The sequence below is a fragment of the Nostoc sp. FACHB-280 genome (assembly GCF_014697615.1).
Lineage (GTDB): Bacteria > Cyanobacteriota > Cyanobacteriia > Cyanobacteriales > Nostocaceae > Nostoc_B.
Genome location: NZ_JACJSD010000013.1, coordinates 1 through 13452 on the forward strand (window position 1 = coordinate 1; position 13452 = coordinate 13452).

A 13452-nucleotide genomic window follows, 5' to 3' on the forward strand; every position below is an offset into this window, starting at 1 on the left:
TATTTTTTCTGTCATTCGTTTACTGTAGTCAAAGAATTATTTCATCTGGCGGTACATGGTCAACTTTTTGACTTCTCAAAACTTTATAATTATGGTGTTTTCTCATAAATCACTTAGGATTGCTATATGTATTGTCAAGTACAACAACTTTTATCTTGATGACTACTAAAACATTGGGTTTAGAAGAAAATTTATATGAATATTTGCTATCTGTTTCTGTGCAGGAACCAGAAGTATTAAGGCAATTACGCCAAGAAACAGCGCAACATCCAATGGGAAGAATGCAAATTGCACCAGAACAAGGGCAATTGATGTCTTTGCTGGTAAAGTTAATGGGAGCGCAGAAAACTTTAGAAATTGGTGTGTTTACAGGCTATAGCACTTTGGCTGTGGCATTAGCACTACCAAAAACAGGCAAAATCGTAGCTTGTGATATTAGTGAAGAGTTTACTGCGATCGCTCGTCGTTATTGGCAACAAGCCGGAGTCGTCGAGAAAATAGACTTACATCTCGCCCCAGCACTGGAAACTTTAGACCGTTTATTAGCAGATGGTGAAGCCGAAACCTTTGATTTTGCCTTCATCGATGCTGACAAAAGTAACTATGATAATTACTATGAGCGATCGCTACAACTAGTCCGTCCGGGTGGATTGATTGCCATTGATAATGTTTTATGGTCGGGTAGAGTTGCAGAACCCGAAGTTCAAGACAATCGCACTAAAAAAATCCGCGCTTTCAACCAAAAACTCCACCAAGATTCCCGCATCACCCTCAGTTTAATTCCAATTGCCGACGGCTTAACCTTGGCACTTAAGAATTAAATCTCAAAAAGACCTTTGCGCCTCTGCGCCTCTGCGTGAGATAAATAAAAAATGCCCGAAATATTTGCCACCACCGGAACCATCGCCGCGATCGCTACTGCTGTTGTCCCCCAACAAGGTAGTGTTAGTATTGTGCGCGTCTCTGGTTCCCAAGCAATGGCCATTGCCCAAACATTATTTCACGCCCCAGGAAAGCAAGTTTGGGAAAGTCACCGCATCCTTTACGGTTACATCCGCCATCCCCAAACGCAAAAACTTGTGGATGAAGCTTTACTACTAGTCATGAAAGCACCGCGTTCTTACACCCGCGAAGATGTGGTGGAATTTCATTGTCATGGTGGAATTATTGCTGTCCAACAGGTTTTGCAATTATGTCTGGAAAATGGCGCAAGATTAGCACAGCCAGGAGAATTTACCTTACGGGCATTTTTAAATGGCAGACTCGATTTAACCCAAGCCGAAAGTATTGCAGATTTAGTCGGGGCGAAGTCTCCCCAAGCCGCCCAAACTGCCTTAGCTGGTTTACAAGGAAAGTTAGCTCATCCCATCCGCCAGTTACGCGCCAACTGTTTGGATATTTTGGCAGAAATTGAAGCACGAATCGACTTTGAAGAAGACTTACCCCCGTTGGATGATAAAGGCATAATATCAGCAATAGAAAAAATTGCCGCAGAAATTACTCATTTATTAACAACTAGAGATAAAGGCGAACTGTTACGTACAGGGTTAAAAGTGGCAATTGTCGGTCGTCCGAATGTGGGTAAATCCAGCTTGTTGAACGCTTGGAGTCGGAGCGATCGCGCCATTGTCACCGATTTACCCGGCACAACCCGCGATGTAGTGGAATCACAATTAGTAGTGGGTGGCATTCCAGTACAAGTGCTAGACACCGCAGGCATTCGAGAAACCGCCGACCAAGTTGAAAAAATCGGCGTAGAGCGATCGCGGCGTGCTGCTAATGCTGCCGATTTAGTGTTGTTCACCATCGATGCAAGTGCAGGTTGGACTGAAGGCGACCAAGAAATTTACGCCCAAGTACAAGACCGTCCCCTAATTTTAGTCATTAATAAAGTTGATTTAGTTGATGAAACTACAAGCCAACTTCTACAATCTAAAATTCTCAATATTCAATCTCAAATCCTCACCGCCGCCTCACAAAATCGCGGAATTGATGATTTAGAAACGGCGATTTTAGAAAAAGTTCAACTCGGTAAACTGCAAGCGGCTGATATGGATTTAGCAATTAATCAAAGACAAGCGGCAGCTTTAACCCAAGCTAAAATTTCTTTAGAACAAGTACAAGCCACAATTGATCAACAATTACCCCTCGACTTTTGGACAATTGATTTACGTGGTGCAATTCAAGCATTAGGAGAAATTACAGGCGAAGAAGTTACCGAGTCGGTTTTAGATCGAATTTTTAGCCGCTTTTGTATTGGGAAATGATCACTCATCAAAAGTAAAATCTGAAAAACTCTAGCACTCAGAGAGATCAACGGTTAACGCTACTCATATCAGAGTATCGCTCACCTGCTGCCACATTTTTGGGTGCAACAGTTTCAAGTTGATTTAACTCTTGTTCAGTCAGGGTAATTTCGGTAGCTGCAACATTTTCCTCCAAATAAGTACGGCGTTTTGTACCCGGAATGGGGACAATATCTTCTCCTTGAGCTAAAAGCCATGCTAGTGCAAGCTGACTAGGAGTTACCCCTTTTTTGGTAGCAATTACCTTGACTTGTTCTACTAATTGCAGATTTTTAGAAAAATTCTCACCTTGAAAGCGAGGAGAATGTCTGCGATAGTCGTCAGGTGCAAGATCATCAGGACTAGTAATTGCACCTGATAAAAACCCTCTTCCTAGTGGGCTATAGGCAACAAACCCGATTCCTAATTCTCGCACAGTCGGCAAAATTTCATCCTCTGGTTCTCGACTCCAAAGAGAATATTCTGTTTGTAGCGCAGTAATGGGGTGAACTGCCGCAGCCCGCCGAATCGTGGCAGGGGCAGCCTCCGAAAGTCCTAAATAACGCACTTTTCCTTGCTGCACTAACTCTGCCATTGCGCCTACAGTATCTTCAATAGGTACGGTTGGATCTACCCGATGTTGATAATAGAGGTCAATCACTTCAACTCCTAAGCGTTGTAGCGAAGCATCACAGGCTTGATGGACATATTCTGGTCTGCCACTAACTCCTTTCCAACCACCATCTTCAGTGCGGACATTGCCAAATTTGGTTGCTAAAACTACTTGATCCCGGAAACCTTTAATTGCTCTCCCTACTAATTTCTCATTAGTAAAAGGCCCATACATATCAGCAGTATCAAGAAAATTAACACCTAGTTCCAATGCTCGATGAATTGTGGCGATCGCCTCATTTTCATCACGACCACTATAGAACTCAGACATTCCCATACAACCAAGTCCGATAGTTGAAATTTCTAACCCTTGTTTTCCTAGCTTTCTAGTTTTCATTAACAATCTCCTAGTCAATAATTGGAAACAGGACTTACGCAAAATCATGAAAAAACGTAGACGCGCAAGCGGCTTCCCGCAGGGTACCGCAAAGGGCGCATAGACGCGATAGCGGCTTCCCGCAGGGTAGGACACGAAGTTAAGAAGATTTGAGAGGGTTCTTGCGTAAGTCCTATGGAAAGAGAAAATAGAATCTTTCACCATAATCTCTTTCCTTATAATCTAGTCATCCATTATTAGAGGTATTTACCCCTCTTCTGTTACTTGGAAAGTAACAGAAATAAAAGAAAAAACTCTGCATTTATCCCTGGCTATTTAAAGTGAAACGGAATTATACAGGGCTGGCTGTTGGTCGAACAATTACTTCATTAATATCTACATAATCTGGTTGAGACACGGCATACAAGACTGCTTGAGCGATCGCATCTGGTTGCAGTGAAACTTTGCGGAATGCTTTTAACGCATCTTTGCCTGACTCTTGACTAATATCAGAACCAAGTTCAGTCTCAACTACACCGGGAGAAATTGTCGTGACGCGGATATTGTTTGATTCCTGGCGCAATCCTTCCGATATCGCCCACACAGCATATTTTGTCGCGCAGTAAACCGCAGCTGTAGGAAATACCGCATGAGCCGCGATGGAAGCAGTATTAATAAACTGACCACTACCTTGGGCTTCCATAATCGGTAAACCAGCTGCAATTCCATTCAATACGCCATGAATATTGACGTTAATCATGTTTTCCCATTCGTCAATTTTCAAGTCGTTAATCCGCGACAAAGGCATAATACCTGCATTGTTATAAATAACATCAATTCGCCCAAACTTTTCCACTGCAAAGTCAATAAACGCTTTCACATCTTGGCGACTGGTGACATCTACCGCTTTGAATTCTGCTTGACCGCCAGAGGAGTGAATCTCTGCAACAATTTTTTCTAGCTTTTCAGTTCTTCTTGCGCCTAAAACAACTTTTGCACCGTGTTTTGCCAATAATTTAGCAGTCGCTTCTCCAATTCCACTACTAGCACCAGTAATGGCAATAACTTTATTTTCCACGTTGGACATAATAATTTTCCCTGGTGTTCAAAGACATATATCTTGGGAGGCTTGATTTTTTGGGCATCTACTTACTTGCCTAATTATTTCTCCTGCCCTTTTGTATATGTTCATAATATTGGCAATACTAAGATGTTGAAATGCACAAAGATCGCAATTCCTTGCCTAATCCTCCAAAGCTTTACTCATATAATGAGTTAGTGCAGGGGAATGGGAAATTATTATGGCGATGGAACTGCTGACGCAAACTCCAGTTATCGATGAATGTCAACAACTAGCAGCATTAATAGAAAAGCACACCACCGCTAAAGGAAACGGGACTCACAAAACAGCGATTTCTCAGATGGAATTTATGCGGGAACCGTCACCAAAAGCAATCTGCGCTGTTTATCAACCAATTTTAGCGATCGTGCTTCAGGGTAAAAAAAAGGCGTTGCTGGGTGAAGAAAGCTATTTTTATGGCGAAGGTCAATATCTGGTTGTCTCCGTTGATTTGCCTATTAATGGATTTGTTGTAGAAGCAACACCAGATAAACCCTATTTAGGATTCAAGCTGAATTTAGATCCAGTTCAACTCTGTGAAATTATTACCCAAACTAAACCAAATATCACTAAAAAAGAACACTCTGTCAGAGGTTTGTTCATCAGTAATGCTTCAGCATCTTTACTTGATTGCGCCATCAGACTCACAAAGCTTTTAGATACGCCTCAAGATATTCCCATCCTCGCGCCAATGATGATACGAGAAATTTATTACAGGCTATTAATGGGTGAACAAGGCGAAGCTGTACGCCAAATAGCCACATCTGGTAGTAATATGCAGCGCATTGCTGAGGTGATTAAACTGATCAAAACTGAATATACCAAACCAATGCGAATCGAAGATTTAGCAGAACAGGCGAGTATGTCGGTTTCGTCTTTCCATCACCATTTCAAGAAAGTTACTTCCATGAGTCCACTGCAATATCAAAAGCAATTAAGACTCTTAGAAGCACGTCGTCTGATGCTTGTTGAAAACTCCGCCGCGACAAATGCGGCTTATCAAGTCGGCTATGAAAGTCCATCACAATTCAGCCGTGAATATTCCCGGATGTTTGGTGCGCCACCAGTTAAAGATGTGGAACGTTTACGTTCACGGATAGCAGGCGGGAAACAGTAGAGACGTTGTATACAACGTCTCTACTAAGTAATTAAACAGGATTAATGACAGACTTTCTTTTCCTATAACCTGTAACCTCTTCCCTTCACACCTCAATTCACTGTCCACCAAGCCAAAGCATACGGTTGAGTGGGAAGGTTGACTTGTTGGCGAAACTGCACACGGATTTTGTAATTACCATTTGCCGGCACAGGACAAAAAATATGTTCTACACTATCAATTGGACTAATGGAAGAACAAACAGCAGCAGTTTCAGAGTTTTTCGCATCAGCCTTGACTAGATATAGGTCAAGATTATTCAAACCTTTATCGCTAAAACTTTCGCCAATATCAAACATCTGGTTTTGATTGCGATCGCTCAACTCAACTAATCTATCCCAAGCCAGTGTAATCGAAACAAAACTCCCTTGCTTCAACGGCTTAGTTAACTGATAATCAACCGCATTTCCCGCCGTGACTTGGCGATAATCCCAACCGATGGCGGAAACAGCTTTCGTCGGTTCCCACTGACCTCCACTAAACTGTTGATAAGCCCGAAACGCATTTAAATGACCAGTCCCCATTTGAGCATCTAAAGGAATTTTTGGGTCTTGGTAAGCATCAGACTCTAACCAATTTTGATTTTGTTTATCGATGAGTGTCCGCGTCATTCCCAAACGTAAGCCGTTACCACTGTCTTGGACTTTATCGGCGGAGTTGAGTAAAACTGCTTTCATCACTTGATGACGACGACTGTCAACACTCCAGTTAGGTTTTTTGGTTCGCAGTTGGCGATCGCCAAATTCCTGTAACAACGCTACAGTTGCTGTAACATGAGGCGCAGCAAAACTTGTACCTGTCGCTTTATTAAGTTTGCCGTCAGGATTCAGCAAAGGGATATTACTCCCCGGCGCAACTATACTAATAGCACGACGACCATCAGCATTAAACTCTCTTCCGGCTAACCTACCACTCACGCCCTGATTCAACCCCGCCAGGTTAGAAACATCTACTTTATTAAAAATCCCACCCCGTCGGGATGAAAAAGCCACGTTAACTCCATTAAAATTATCTGTAGGAATCGGAATACCCCCTTTACCTTGATTGCCGGCGATCGCATACAAAACATCGTGAACCCGGCTCGACCAATCAATGCACATTGTTAACAAAGCATTCCCATCTAGAACAGCATCCGGTCGTGGATCACGGTTAAGGGGTTCGCCAAAGCTAAAGTTAATCGCGCGGACATCGCCACCATTTTGTAGTGCTATGTGCTGTGCTGATATGCACTCTTCTGGCTGACCCATATTTTTCGTAGATCCTACAGCCGAAGAATACAGCCTCGCTCCTGGTGCTACCCCTGGTAAAGCCTTATCTGTACTCACCATTACCCCAGCTACATTATAAGCATGGGGGTCAACACCCGTATTTGATTTCGCAGGGCCATTGCGTAAAAAAACCGCCGCCAAAGATACAGTCCGATTTTTCGAGACCGCTTTATCCCACCCAAACATTCCCGGACGACCGATTTCTACTTGACCAATGGCTATCTTGCGACCGATTAAATTGTAAGGAGGCTGATGTAGTTTTAAAGCATCAATACCATTTGTTCCTAAAGATGAAGATGTTTGTAAACCTGAAGCCATTACAGGCACACTCAAACAAGAAGCACTCAAACCCCAAATTAGCCAATTTAGTTTTTTGTTCATAGTTATTAGTCAATGCTCAATAGTCATTAGTCATCTGTCAATGGTCAATAGTTCTTCTTCTTTACCCCTTATCCCCCTTATCTTTCTGATCCCCTCCCTCACCATTTCCTGACAAAGCAAAATTAAATTGGTGAGAATTACTCAATATTTTGTTACAGCATTTTGTTACAATGCTTACAGACGAGGACGCTTAAAAACCCACTAGCCATGACCCAAAACCGATCTGAAAAGCCCATTGTGATTGCTCCATCTATCCTATCAGCCGATTTTAGCCGTCTGGGTGACGAAATTCGTGCAGTAGACGCAGCTGGAGCAGATTGGATTCATGTTGATGTAATGGACGGTCGTTTTGTACCTAATATTACGATAGGCCCTCTGGTTGTGGAGGCAATTCGTCCAGTTACTACAAAGCCTCTGGATGTCCACTTGATGATTGTGGAACCAGAAAAATATGTCGAAGGTTTTGCTAAAGCAGGTGCAGATATTATCTCTGTACACGCTGAACATAATGCTTCCCCACACTTACACCGCACACTCGGTCAAATCAAAGAACTTGGTAAACAAGCAGGGGTAGTACTCAATCCTTCCACACCCTTAGAATTTATTGAGTACGTACTAGAACTTTGTGACTTAGTACTCATCATGAGTGTTAACCCCGGTTTCGGTGGTCAAAGCTTCATTCCTGGTGTATTACCAAAAATTAGAAAACTGCGTCAGATGTGCGACGAACGCGGACTCAACCCCTGGATTGAAGTTGATGGCGGACTCAAAGCCAACAACACCTGGCAAGTTTTAGAAGCAGGCGCTAACGCAATTGTGGCTGGTTCTGCTGTATTCAACGCCAAAGATTATGCGGAAGCAATCACCAATATCCGCAACAGCAAACGCCCCACACCAGAATTAGCAAAAGTGTAATTGTATAAACTTTTGCATTAATTGAAATAGGGTGGACATAATATTTGTCTACCCTATTTTTTTGCTTCACCTTCAAAACCATCACACCGATTCTTAACTGTCACCTGTTACCTGTCACCTGTTACCGACTTCTCGCCCAACTTGTAGTTTTCCAAAAGATGAAAAATAAAGCAGCTGAAACTAAAGCCCCAAGATTCCATTTCACAGAATTTTTCAGTAAGTTTAATCGCTGAGTCGATTGATTAGCTTGTGCTTGTAGTTTGATTCTCTCTTTAGCTTGAGAAACCTCAGACAAAACTTTTGTTTTTAATTCTTGGGGATTACTTGCATCTACAGAACGACCTTGACTTTTCAGAAAACTTTCGATTTGCTCTGGTTTAGCTTGGCTCAATCGCTGTTCAACTTGTTCAGCTTGAGTTATTTGTTGCTGAGATAAGTTGTTAATTTGATTATAACTTTGTTTACTTAATCGGACAGTATTACTAATACCAATAGGGATAAGTAAAATAAATATTATTGCTAATAACAAACTTAACCAAGATAGTAATCTGACAGTAAAAAACTCCCACTTAGCTCTAGCATTTAACTCACCAAAAAATACTAACCCTAAACCAATTAAAGTTACTGGTATTCTTTCAACTAATGCACCAAAAGTCTGAAATTCCCAAACAGGATTCATAAAGCTGGGCGGCACAAAAGTTTCCACTATATCGAATAACGCTAATAACAATAATCCATAACCAAGGACTCGTAAAATTGTCATTGAGCCTACTTGGTTAAACGCAAATTCCTGCAACTCTTGAATTACAGGAATCAATTTATCAGTGTTTGATTTAGTCATAATTTCTAACAAATGTTATGTAACAAGAAAAATCTCACTTTGACTTGTAATTTCTGTTTTCTGAAGTTCATCAATGTAGACTTCGCTTCTAATTTCCTCCAATTTCGGCTTTTTGAATGACTGCTTTTGGATAGCATTCAAGAAAACTACAACCACACAGCCTAGAGTGACAGCTAATAATAAAATCCGCAGTTTACTCCAAATCTCCATTAGCTTTCAGACCTTGTAATACTCTTTTTCTTAGCTTCTGCTTGATTGAGTAAGAACCAGTAAAATATACCAAAAAGTATGACTGTAATCACCCCAAATATTAAAGAACCGTCTCCAACATGCCAAAACTTAAACGAATTCTGATTTTGATTCGCTGCCATAACGGCTAAAATCGCCACTCTGACTGCATTCACAATAAAAGCAATAATTACAGCCACTATCGGCACAAATATTCTTTTTTTACGTTCTGGAGGAAACATTAATAAACCAATTACAGCTAATCCTAAAAGATGGCATATCCACTCTATACCAGCGCAATTTTCTGCTACTTTAATGCCACCTGTGGGTAAATTTATATAGACATCTTGGAGAGCTACTTCAAACCCAGCATACCAAAGCATTAATGTAGAGAGTTTAGCTGTCAAAATAGATAAGGGTTTAATATCTAATAATGCAAAGATTAATACTTTCGGAACACCAGCAAAAAAAATAATTACTAATTCTTGCCAATATTGCTTTAATCCCTGCCAACCAGAAGCTAGTAAACTCAGTCCTAACGCTGCTACGAAAGGCGCTACGTGAGTATAAACTGCAAATAATTTTCCAGGTGGAAAGTGTGTACTATACCAAAGTACAACGCCGATTAAAACTGTGCCTAAAACACTAGAAATAACATCACTTTCTAGTTTCAGTTTATGTTTTTTATCTCCTAATAGTGAGAAGACAGCGAATAACGCTAAAACTGTCATTCCCAAATGAGAATCATCATCTGCTTTCCAAATTATCGTTAAAAGTGTTGCAACTAAACCTCCGCCTATTCCTAATAACCACAGTTGAGGGTTGGTGAGTGGTTGGTGAAAAATGCGAGTTGCTTTCATGTACTTTTTAGATTAAATGAATGATGACTATTAATTTGTGATCAAAATTTTTTAGTAATTTTTTTAACAAGCATAGTATCTTAGAATACTACTTAAGTAAATATAATCAAACTTTTTTATAAATTTTTATTAAATCTTTAAGTTCACAAGTTACTCATTTTCCTCTCAAAGCAGTGATAAATGCCTTATTCACAGGATTTAGATATCATTATTAGTTGATGAATTACGTAAATTTTGTGTAAACTTATTTTCTAGCAATCATAAATAAAGTGTATTTTTATACTTTATATTGAGAGTTAGGATAAAAGTATTTTTCCGGTTTTTGAGATGCACAATTAGTAGAATATTGCAAGCATCAACATGTATGTTTTGATGTTTTCTAGTCTTGAGTTTTTGTATGAGATATTTACAAACTATTAAGTACTATGGACAAGAAATTGCTGTCATCAATTTCTGATTAGAATTTAAATTAGTAAGTTTTAAATTTTTATTATTCAGTAATTATGAATGCGGGATTTGTGCATAAGATTCCGATGCTGCCCCTTGTACTATTGTGGTTAGCTTATGCCTTACTGGGATGGTATTTGGCAGTACATCACATTGTTTGGTTAGTGGGAGCTTTTATTGCGGCTGTAGCTATAGCTGTTGTCCGTAGAAGTAATACTTGGCTGGAAGAGTTAACGGCTTTTGGTTCTAAAATGTTAATTGTGATTTTAACTTTAGGTGCATCAGTAGCTTTAGTGGCAACTTGGTCAGTATTGTTTAGTTTGTTTTTAATACCGATCGCAACTACATTGTTAGCAGATTTAGAAATGCGTTTTGCCGGCTTCGACAAAAAAGAGTCATTTCGGGTGTTAACATTCCTGGCGGGAACAGGTTTATTTATTGGTGAAGCCGTAGATTTACTCTTCTTCCCTAGTAGTAGATTTTAAAGCTGGCGGAGATATTCTGGCGGCACAGCATCTACTAACCACACACCATTGTCAGAACAGTAGAAGATGTAACCCGCCTGATACATAGTCGCTGCATCCACCGCAAAAACTACGGCTTCACCAAAGTATGCACCTTTGCCTTGTGGAACTTTCAAATCTTCAGCAAGTATATGAGTAGGTGATTCAACTAGAGTTAACCCCACAGACATTTTCTGCATTTGAGTTAATACCATCGGGTCAATATCTTTACCATCGATATCCTTACCCGTAACGAATAAATCACAATACAAATCATCTTGCAGATTGATGAAACCTGAGTAAACCGCACCTTCAACCAGTCCAGTGAATAGATGACAAATCCATTTCTCAAGCCTTGATTGCTTAACTTCAACCTTGTTTTTATCCTTGTCCTCTTTCTGATAGTCCCTTTTAGCTACCTTAAATTTGATGTGATAGGGTTCAAATTTCCACTTTTTATCATTGAAGTCTTGAATTTCGGTAAACTTCGTAGCGTAAGCGTAAACGTGATAAAAGTCATCATCTTGACAGAATGCTAACTCTGCAAACTCCAATTTTGAGTAAGCATCCGACCAATCAGAACAACCCACAGACGCGTACTTTGTACCCTCTTTGGGAGCCATAAACCAAAATTGTCTAGGCATTGATTTTTTCTTCCTTACTGAAGTGTTCAATTAATTGCAGACATCCCTTATAGAGAATCTCCGCGTGACATTTCTCTAAACCGTCTGGAACGGGTAAATAATTTTCAACGTTGATACACCAACACCCCAAGCTGTGAACGTAACCAGAATTGATATCAGTCGCTAATTGAATCACTCGCGCTAAATACTGTTGTTCCCAGAGTTCTAAACCTGTATACCTGCAACCTGTTGTCCAATTCCGTATCAATTTATTATTCAGCCATTCACGATATCTATACAATGCTTCCCCTGGTGTATCAACTAAATATCTAGCTTGAGTGTTTACTTTATGGCTCCAAGGATTACCGAGATTAAGAGCGTATTTCGTTCTTCCCACATACTCAAGCCCTCCGAGACTCCACAATATAGGAGTCATTTTTAAGATGTGTATGCTCATAAATCCTTTAAGGCGATTGCATTGATGCTAGTTCCTGGTAGTTTCCAGGCTTCCTCGCTGACTATCTGTAAGTAATTAAAGTAGTCAGGATGTATTAATTGCAGCAGTCTTAACAGTTTACGGAAATCTCCTAGAGCGAAGTTATCGTGTAGAATCCATCGCCCTTTACCCTCGAATAACAGCAATCCTTGAGGTGTGAACACAGTAAAATCAACCTTCCAAGTCAATTCAGGAAAGTAATCATTTTCAGGTAGCACTAAAATCTCATGCTGTCTTCTAACAAAAGATGGATTGTATTTTCTGCATAGCTTCCCGTAGATTTGAAATTCGAGAACGCTGTCAAAATACTCTAAGTCTTTTTTCTGTGTCGCTGTTAATGCTGTTCCTGCTGGGATGCTTTGACCAGTTTTTGAGTTAAACCAAAACGGTTTAGCATTAATTTTGCTGTTTTTTCTTTTCGTTCCAACAGGCATAAGCTTTGCTCACAATTCCTTGCCATTCATTGTAATTACGTGGTTGTAACTGTTCTAAAACCCTCGCTATTTTCTCAACCGCGTAACTTTCATCAAAAACAATCTCAACGGGAAATTTTTCTTTTTTACTCTCTCCCTTCAGGGGTGTAGTTGTCTTTAATTTGTACCCTTCCTTCGTCAGCATCAAGGGATGAAGCGCATATTTAAAGGGATTACCAAAAATTTTAGTCCAGTGTATTTGGTTCTCTGTCATCTTTCATCCTTTTTTACTTGGAGTAATACTCCAACTAATACTCCAAGTAATTTCAACTTAATAGAAATTATTTAACTTATTCAGCGTCAAGCATAGCTTGAGCAGATTCGTCTGTAGCTTTCGATAAGAGGTCGAGAACCTTGTCAACAGCATTATTTTGCAATTCCCAGCAAGCTTTTTTAATTAAATCAAGTATTGCTGGAAATTTATTTAAACTTTTAGCAGCTTTGTCTAGTTCTTCTAGTTGTTCAACTTCATTAGCCAAAGTTGACAATTCTAACGCTGCATGACGAATAAGGGAAACTACCCTATCTCTCGCTGTATTTTTTACGTTTTTTACCACAATTTTTACTCCGTGTAGTGGATGGAGATAAACTAACTTACTCTAAAAAAAAACGGCAAGATATAACCGGACTTTTGTAATATTCATTCATATTATTTTTTCTTCGTAGAAAAACAATTATTTTGCGTTAAAATCTAAATTTTTTATTTTTTTGGAATAGGGGAAAGCTTATACACAGAAAGTATGAATAATATTCTGGTACACTATATAACACTTTTAAATACAAATAACGACAGAGGAAGCTAAAAAGCTTCCTCTGTTTTGTTTATGTAATATGTGTTACCTAAATTAACCCTTCCAGCTTCACACTC

General features: G+C 39.9%; 16 protein-coding genes and 1 pseudogene. 6 read left to right on the plus strand and 11 right to left on the minus strand.

Annotated elements, in window-relative coordinates; genetic code table 11:
- The 3 genes and pseudogenes from H6G75_RS11620 to mnmE form a co-directional block, all read left to right on the plus strand.
- Positions 1–108 (plus strand): annotated as a pseudogene (locus H6G75_RS11620) (IS630 family transposase); the annotation flags it as partial.
- Positions 109–158: 50 nt separating this feature from the next.
- A complete protein-coding gene (locus H6G75_RS11625; protein WP_190980096.1) occupies positions 159–821 on the plus strand; it encodes a class I SAM-dependent methyltransferase in 663 nt (220 codons plus the stop codon).
- Positions 822–872: 51 nt separating this feature from the next.
- Complete coding sequence (gene mnmE / locus H6G75_RS11630; RefSeq protein WP_190980097.1) at positions 873–2267, plus strand: tRNA uridine-5-carboxymethylaminomethyl(34) synthesis GTPase MnmE; 1395 nt, start codon at positions 873–875, stop codon at positions 2265–2267.
- A 46-nt stretch (positions 2268–2313) separates the two neighbouring features.
- Here the strand turns inward: mnmE and H6G75_RS11635 are convergent, their stop codons facing one another.
- Positions 2314–3294 carry an aldo/keto reductase gene (locus H6G75_RS11635; protein ID WP_190980098.1) on the minus strand — a complete coding sequence of 327 codons (981 nt, stop codon included), beginning with the start codon at positions 3292–3294 and terminating at the stop codon, positions 2314–2316.
- Between the two features lie 331 nt (positions 3295–3625).
- On the minus strand, positions 3626–4360 hold the full coding sequence (locus tag H6G75_RS11640) for an SDR family oxidoreductase (protein WP_190980099.1): 735 nt from the start codon (positions 4358–4360) through the stop codon (positions 3626–3628).
- A 214-nt stretch (positions 4361–4574) separates the two neighbouring features.
- On the opposite strand from H6G75_RS11640, the gene H6G75_RS11645 reads away from it, so the two are divergent.
- On the plus strand, positions 4575–5510 hold the full coding sequence (locus H6G75_RS11645; protein ID WP_190980100.1) for an AraC family transcriptional regulator: 936 nt from the start codon (positions 4575–4577) through the stop codon (positions 5508–5510).
- 92 nt (positions 5511–5602) lie between these two features.
- On the opposite strand, the gene H6G75_RS11650 is transcribed toward H6G75_RS11645, so the two are convergent.
- Positions 5603–7198, minus strand: a complete 1596-nt coding sequence (locus tag H6G75_RS11650; protein WP_190980101.1) for a S8 family serine peptidase — start codon at positions 7196–7198, stop codon at positions 5603–5605.
- Between the two features lie 207 nt (positions 7199–7405).
- Between H6G75_RS11650 and rpe the strand changes: the two genes are divergently transcribed.
- Positions 7406–8113, plus strand: coding sequence for a ribulose-phosphate 3-epimerase (rpe, locus tag H6G75_RS11655; RefSeq protein ID WP_062288635.1), 708 nt, complete (start codon positions 7406–7408; stop codon positions 8111–8113).
- Between the two features lie 121 nt (positions 8114–8234).
- Here the strand turns inward: rpe and H6G75_RS11660 are convergent, their stop codons facing one another.
- Genes H6G75_RS11660 through crtA form a run of 3 tightly spaced genes read right to left on the minus strand, consistent with a single transcriptional unit; the run spans position 8235 to position 10042 of the window.
- Positions 8235–8954, minus strand: coding sequence for an HpsJ family protein (locus tag H6G75_RS11660; RefSeq protein WP_190980102.1), 720 nt, complete (start codon positions 8952–8954; stop codon positions 8235–8237).
- Between the two features lie 15 nt (positions 8955–8969).
- Positions 8970–9164 (minus strand): hypothetical protein, encoded by a 195-nt coding sequence (locus tag H6G75_RS11665; RefSeq protein ID WP_190980103.1) that lies wholly within the window; start codon positions 9162–9164, stop codon positions 8970–8972.
- Positions 9164–10042, minus strand: coding sequence for a cyanoexosortase A (crtA, locus tag H6G75_RS11670; protein WP_190980104.1), 879 nt, complete (start codon positions 10040–10042; stop codon positions 9164–9166). Before crtA ends, H6G75_RS11665 begins: the two co-directional genes overlap by 1 nt.
- A 503-nt stretch (positions 10043–10545) precedes the next feature.
- Between crtA and H6G75_RS11675 the strand changes: the two genes are divergently transcribed.
- The gene (locus H6G75_RS11675; protein ID WP_190980105.1) at positions 10546–10974 is read left to right on the plus strand and encodes a hypothetical protein; all 429 of its coding nucleotides are present in this window, start codon (positions 10546–10548) and stop codon (positions 10972–10974) included.
- Here the strand turns inward: H6G75_RS11675 and H6G75_RS11680 are convergent.
- The 5 genes from H6G75_RS11680 to H6G75_RS11700 form a co-directional block, all read right to left on the minus strand.
- Positions 10971–11636 (minus strand): hypothetical protein, encoded by a 666-nt coding sequence (locus H6G75_RS11680; protein ID WP_190980106.1) that lies wholly within the window; start codon positions 11634–11636, stop codon positions 10971–10973. The genes H6G75_RS11675 and H6G75_RS11680 overlap by 4 nt on opposite strands.
- Positions 11629–12072 carry a DUF4326 domain-containing protein gene (locus H6G75_RS11685; protein WP_190980107.1) on the minus strand — a complete coding sequence of 148 codons (444 nt, stop codon included), beginning with the start codon at positions 12070–12072 and terminating at the stop codon, positions 11629–11631. Before H6G75_RS11685 ends, H6G75_RS11680 begins: the two co-directional genes overlap by 8 nt.
- A complete protein-coding gene (locus H6G75_RS11690) occupies positions 12069–12545 on the minus strand; it encodes a hypothetical protein (RefSeq protein ID WP_190980108.1) in 477 nt (158 codons plus the stop codon). The genes H6G75_RS11685 and H6G75_RS11690 overlap by 4 nt, the downstream gene beginning before the upstream one ends.
- The gene (locus H6G75_RS11695) at positions 12508–12798 is read right to left on the minus strand and encodes a hypothetical protein (RefSeq protein ID WP_190980109.1); all 291 of its coding nucleotides are present in this window, start codon (positions 12796–12798) and stop codon (positions 12508–12510) included. Before H6G75_RS11695 ends, H6G75_RS11690 begins: the two co-directional genes overlap by 38 nt.
- A gap of 76 nt (positions 12799–12874) precedes the next feature.
- Complete coding sequence (locus tag H6G75_RS11700) at positions 12875–13141, minus strand: hypothetical protein (protein ID WP_190980110.1); 267 nt, start codon at positions 13139–13141, stop codon at positions 12875–12877.
- Between the last annotated feature and the right edge of the window lie 311 nt (positions 13142–13452).

Coding starts and splice junctions, on each gene's coding strand:
- H6G75_RS11680 (WP_190980106.1), bottom strand. CDS start 11,636: ATGCCTAGACAATTTTGGTTTATGGCTCCCAAAGAGGGTACAAAGTAC.
- H6G75_RS11625 (WP_190980096.1), top strand. CDS start 159: ATGACTACTAAAACATTGGGTTTAGAAGAAAATTTATATGAATATTTG.
- H6G75_RS11675 (WP_190980105.1), top strand. CDS start 10,546: ATGAATGCGGGATTTGTGCATAAGATTCCGATGCTGCCCCTTGTACTA.
- H6G75_RS11665 (WP_190980103.1), bottom strand. CDS start 9,164: ATGGAGATTTGGAGTAAACTGCGGATTTTATTATTAGCTGTCACTCTA.
- crtA (WP_190980104.1), bottom strand. CDS start 10,042: ATGAAAGCAACTCGCATTTTTCACCAACCACTCACCAACCCTCAACTG.
- rpe (WP_062288635.1), top strand. CDS start 7,406: ATGACCCAAAACCGATCTGAAAAGCCCATTGTGATTGCTCCATCTATC.
- H6G75_RS11640 (WP_190980099.1), bottom strand. CDS start 4,360: ATGTCCAACGTGGAAAATAAAGTTATTGCCATTACTGGTGCTAGTAGT.
- H6G75_RS11690 (WP_190980108.1), bottom strand. CDS start 12,545: ATGCCTGTTGGAACGAAAAGAAAAAACAGCAAAATTAATGCTAAACCG.
- H6G75_RS11685 (WP_190980107.1), bottom strand. CDS start 12,072: ATGAGCATACACATCTTAAAAATGACTCCTATATTGTGGAGTCTCGGA.
- mnmE (WP_190980097.1), top strand. CDS start 873: ATGCCCGAAATATTTGCCACCACCGGAACCATCGCCGCGATCGCTACT.
- H6G75_RS11660 (WP_190980102.1), bottom strand. CDS start 8,954: ATGACTAAATCAAACACTGATAAATTGATTCCTGTAATTCAAGAGTTG.
- H6G75_RS11650 (WP_190980101.1), bottom strand. CDS start 7,198: ATGAACAAAAAACTAAATTGGCTAATTTGGGGTTTGAGTGCTTCTTGT.
- H6G75_RS11645 (WP_190980100.1), top strand. CDS start 4,575: ATGGCGATGGAACTGCTGACGCAAACTCCAGTTATCGATGAATGTCAA.
- H6G75_RS11635 (WP_190980098.1), bottom strand. CDS start 3,294: ATGAAAACTAGAAAGCTAGGAAAACAAGGGTTAGAAATTTCAACTATC.
- H6G75_RS11695 (WP_190980109.1), bottom strand. CDS start 12,798: ATGACAGAGAACCAAATACACTGGACTAAAATTTTTGGTAATCCCTTT.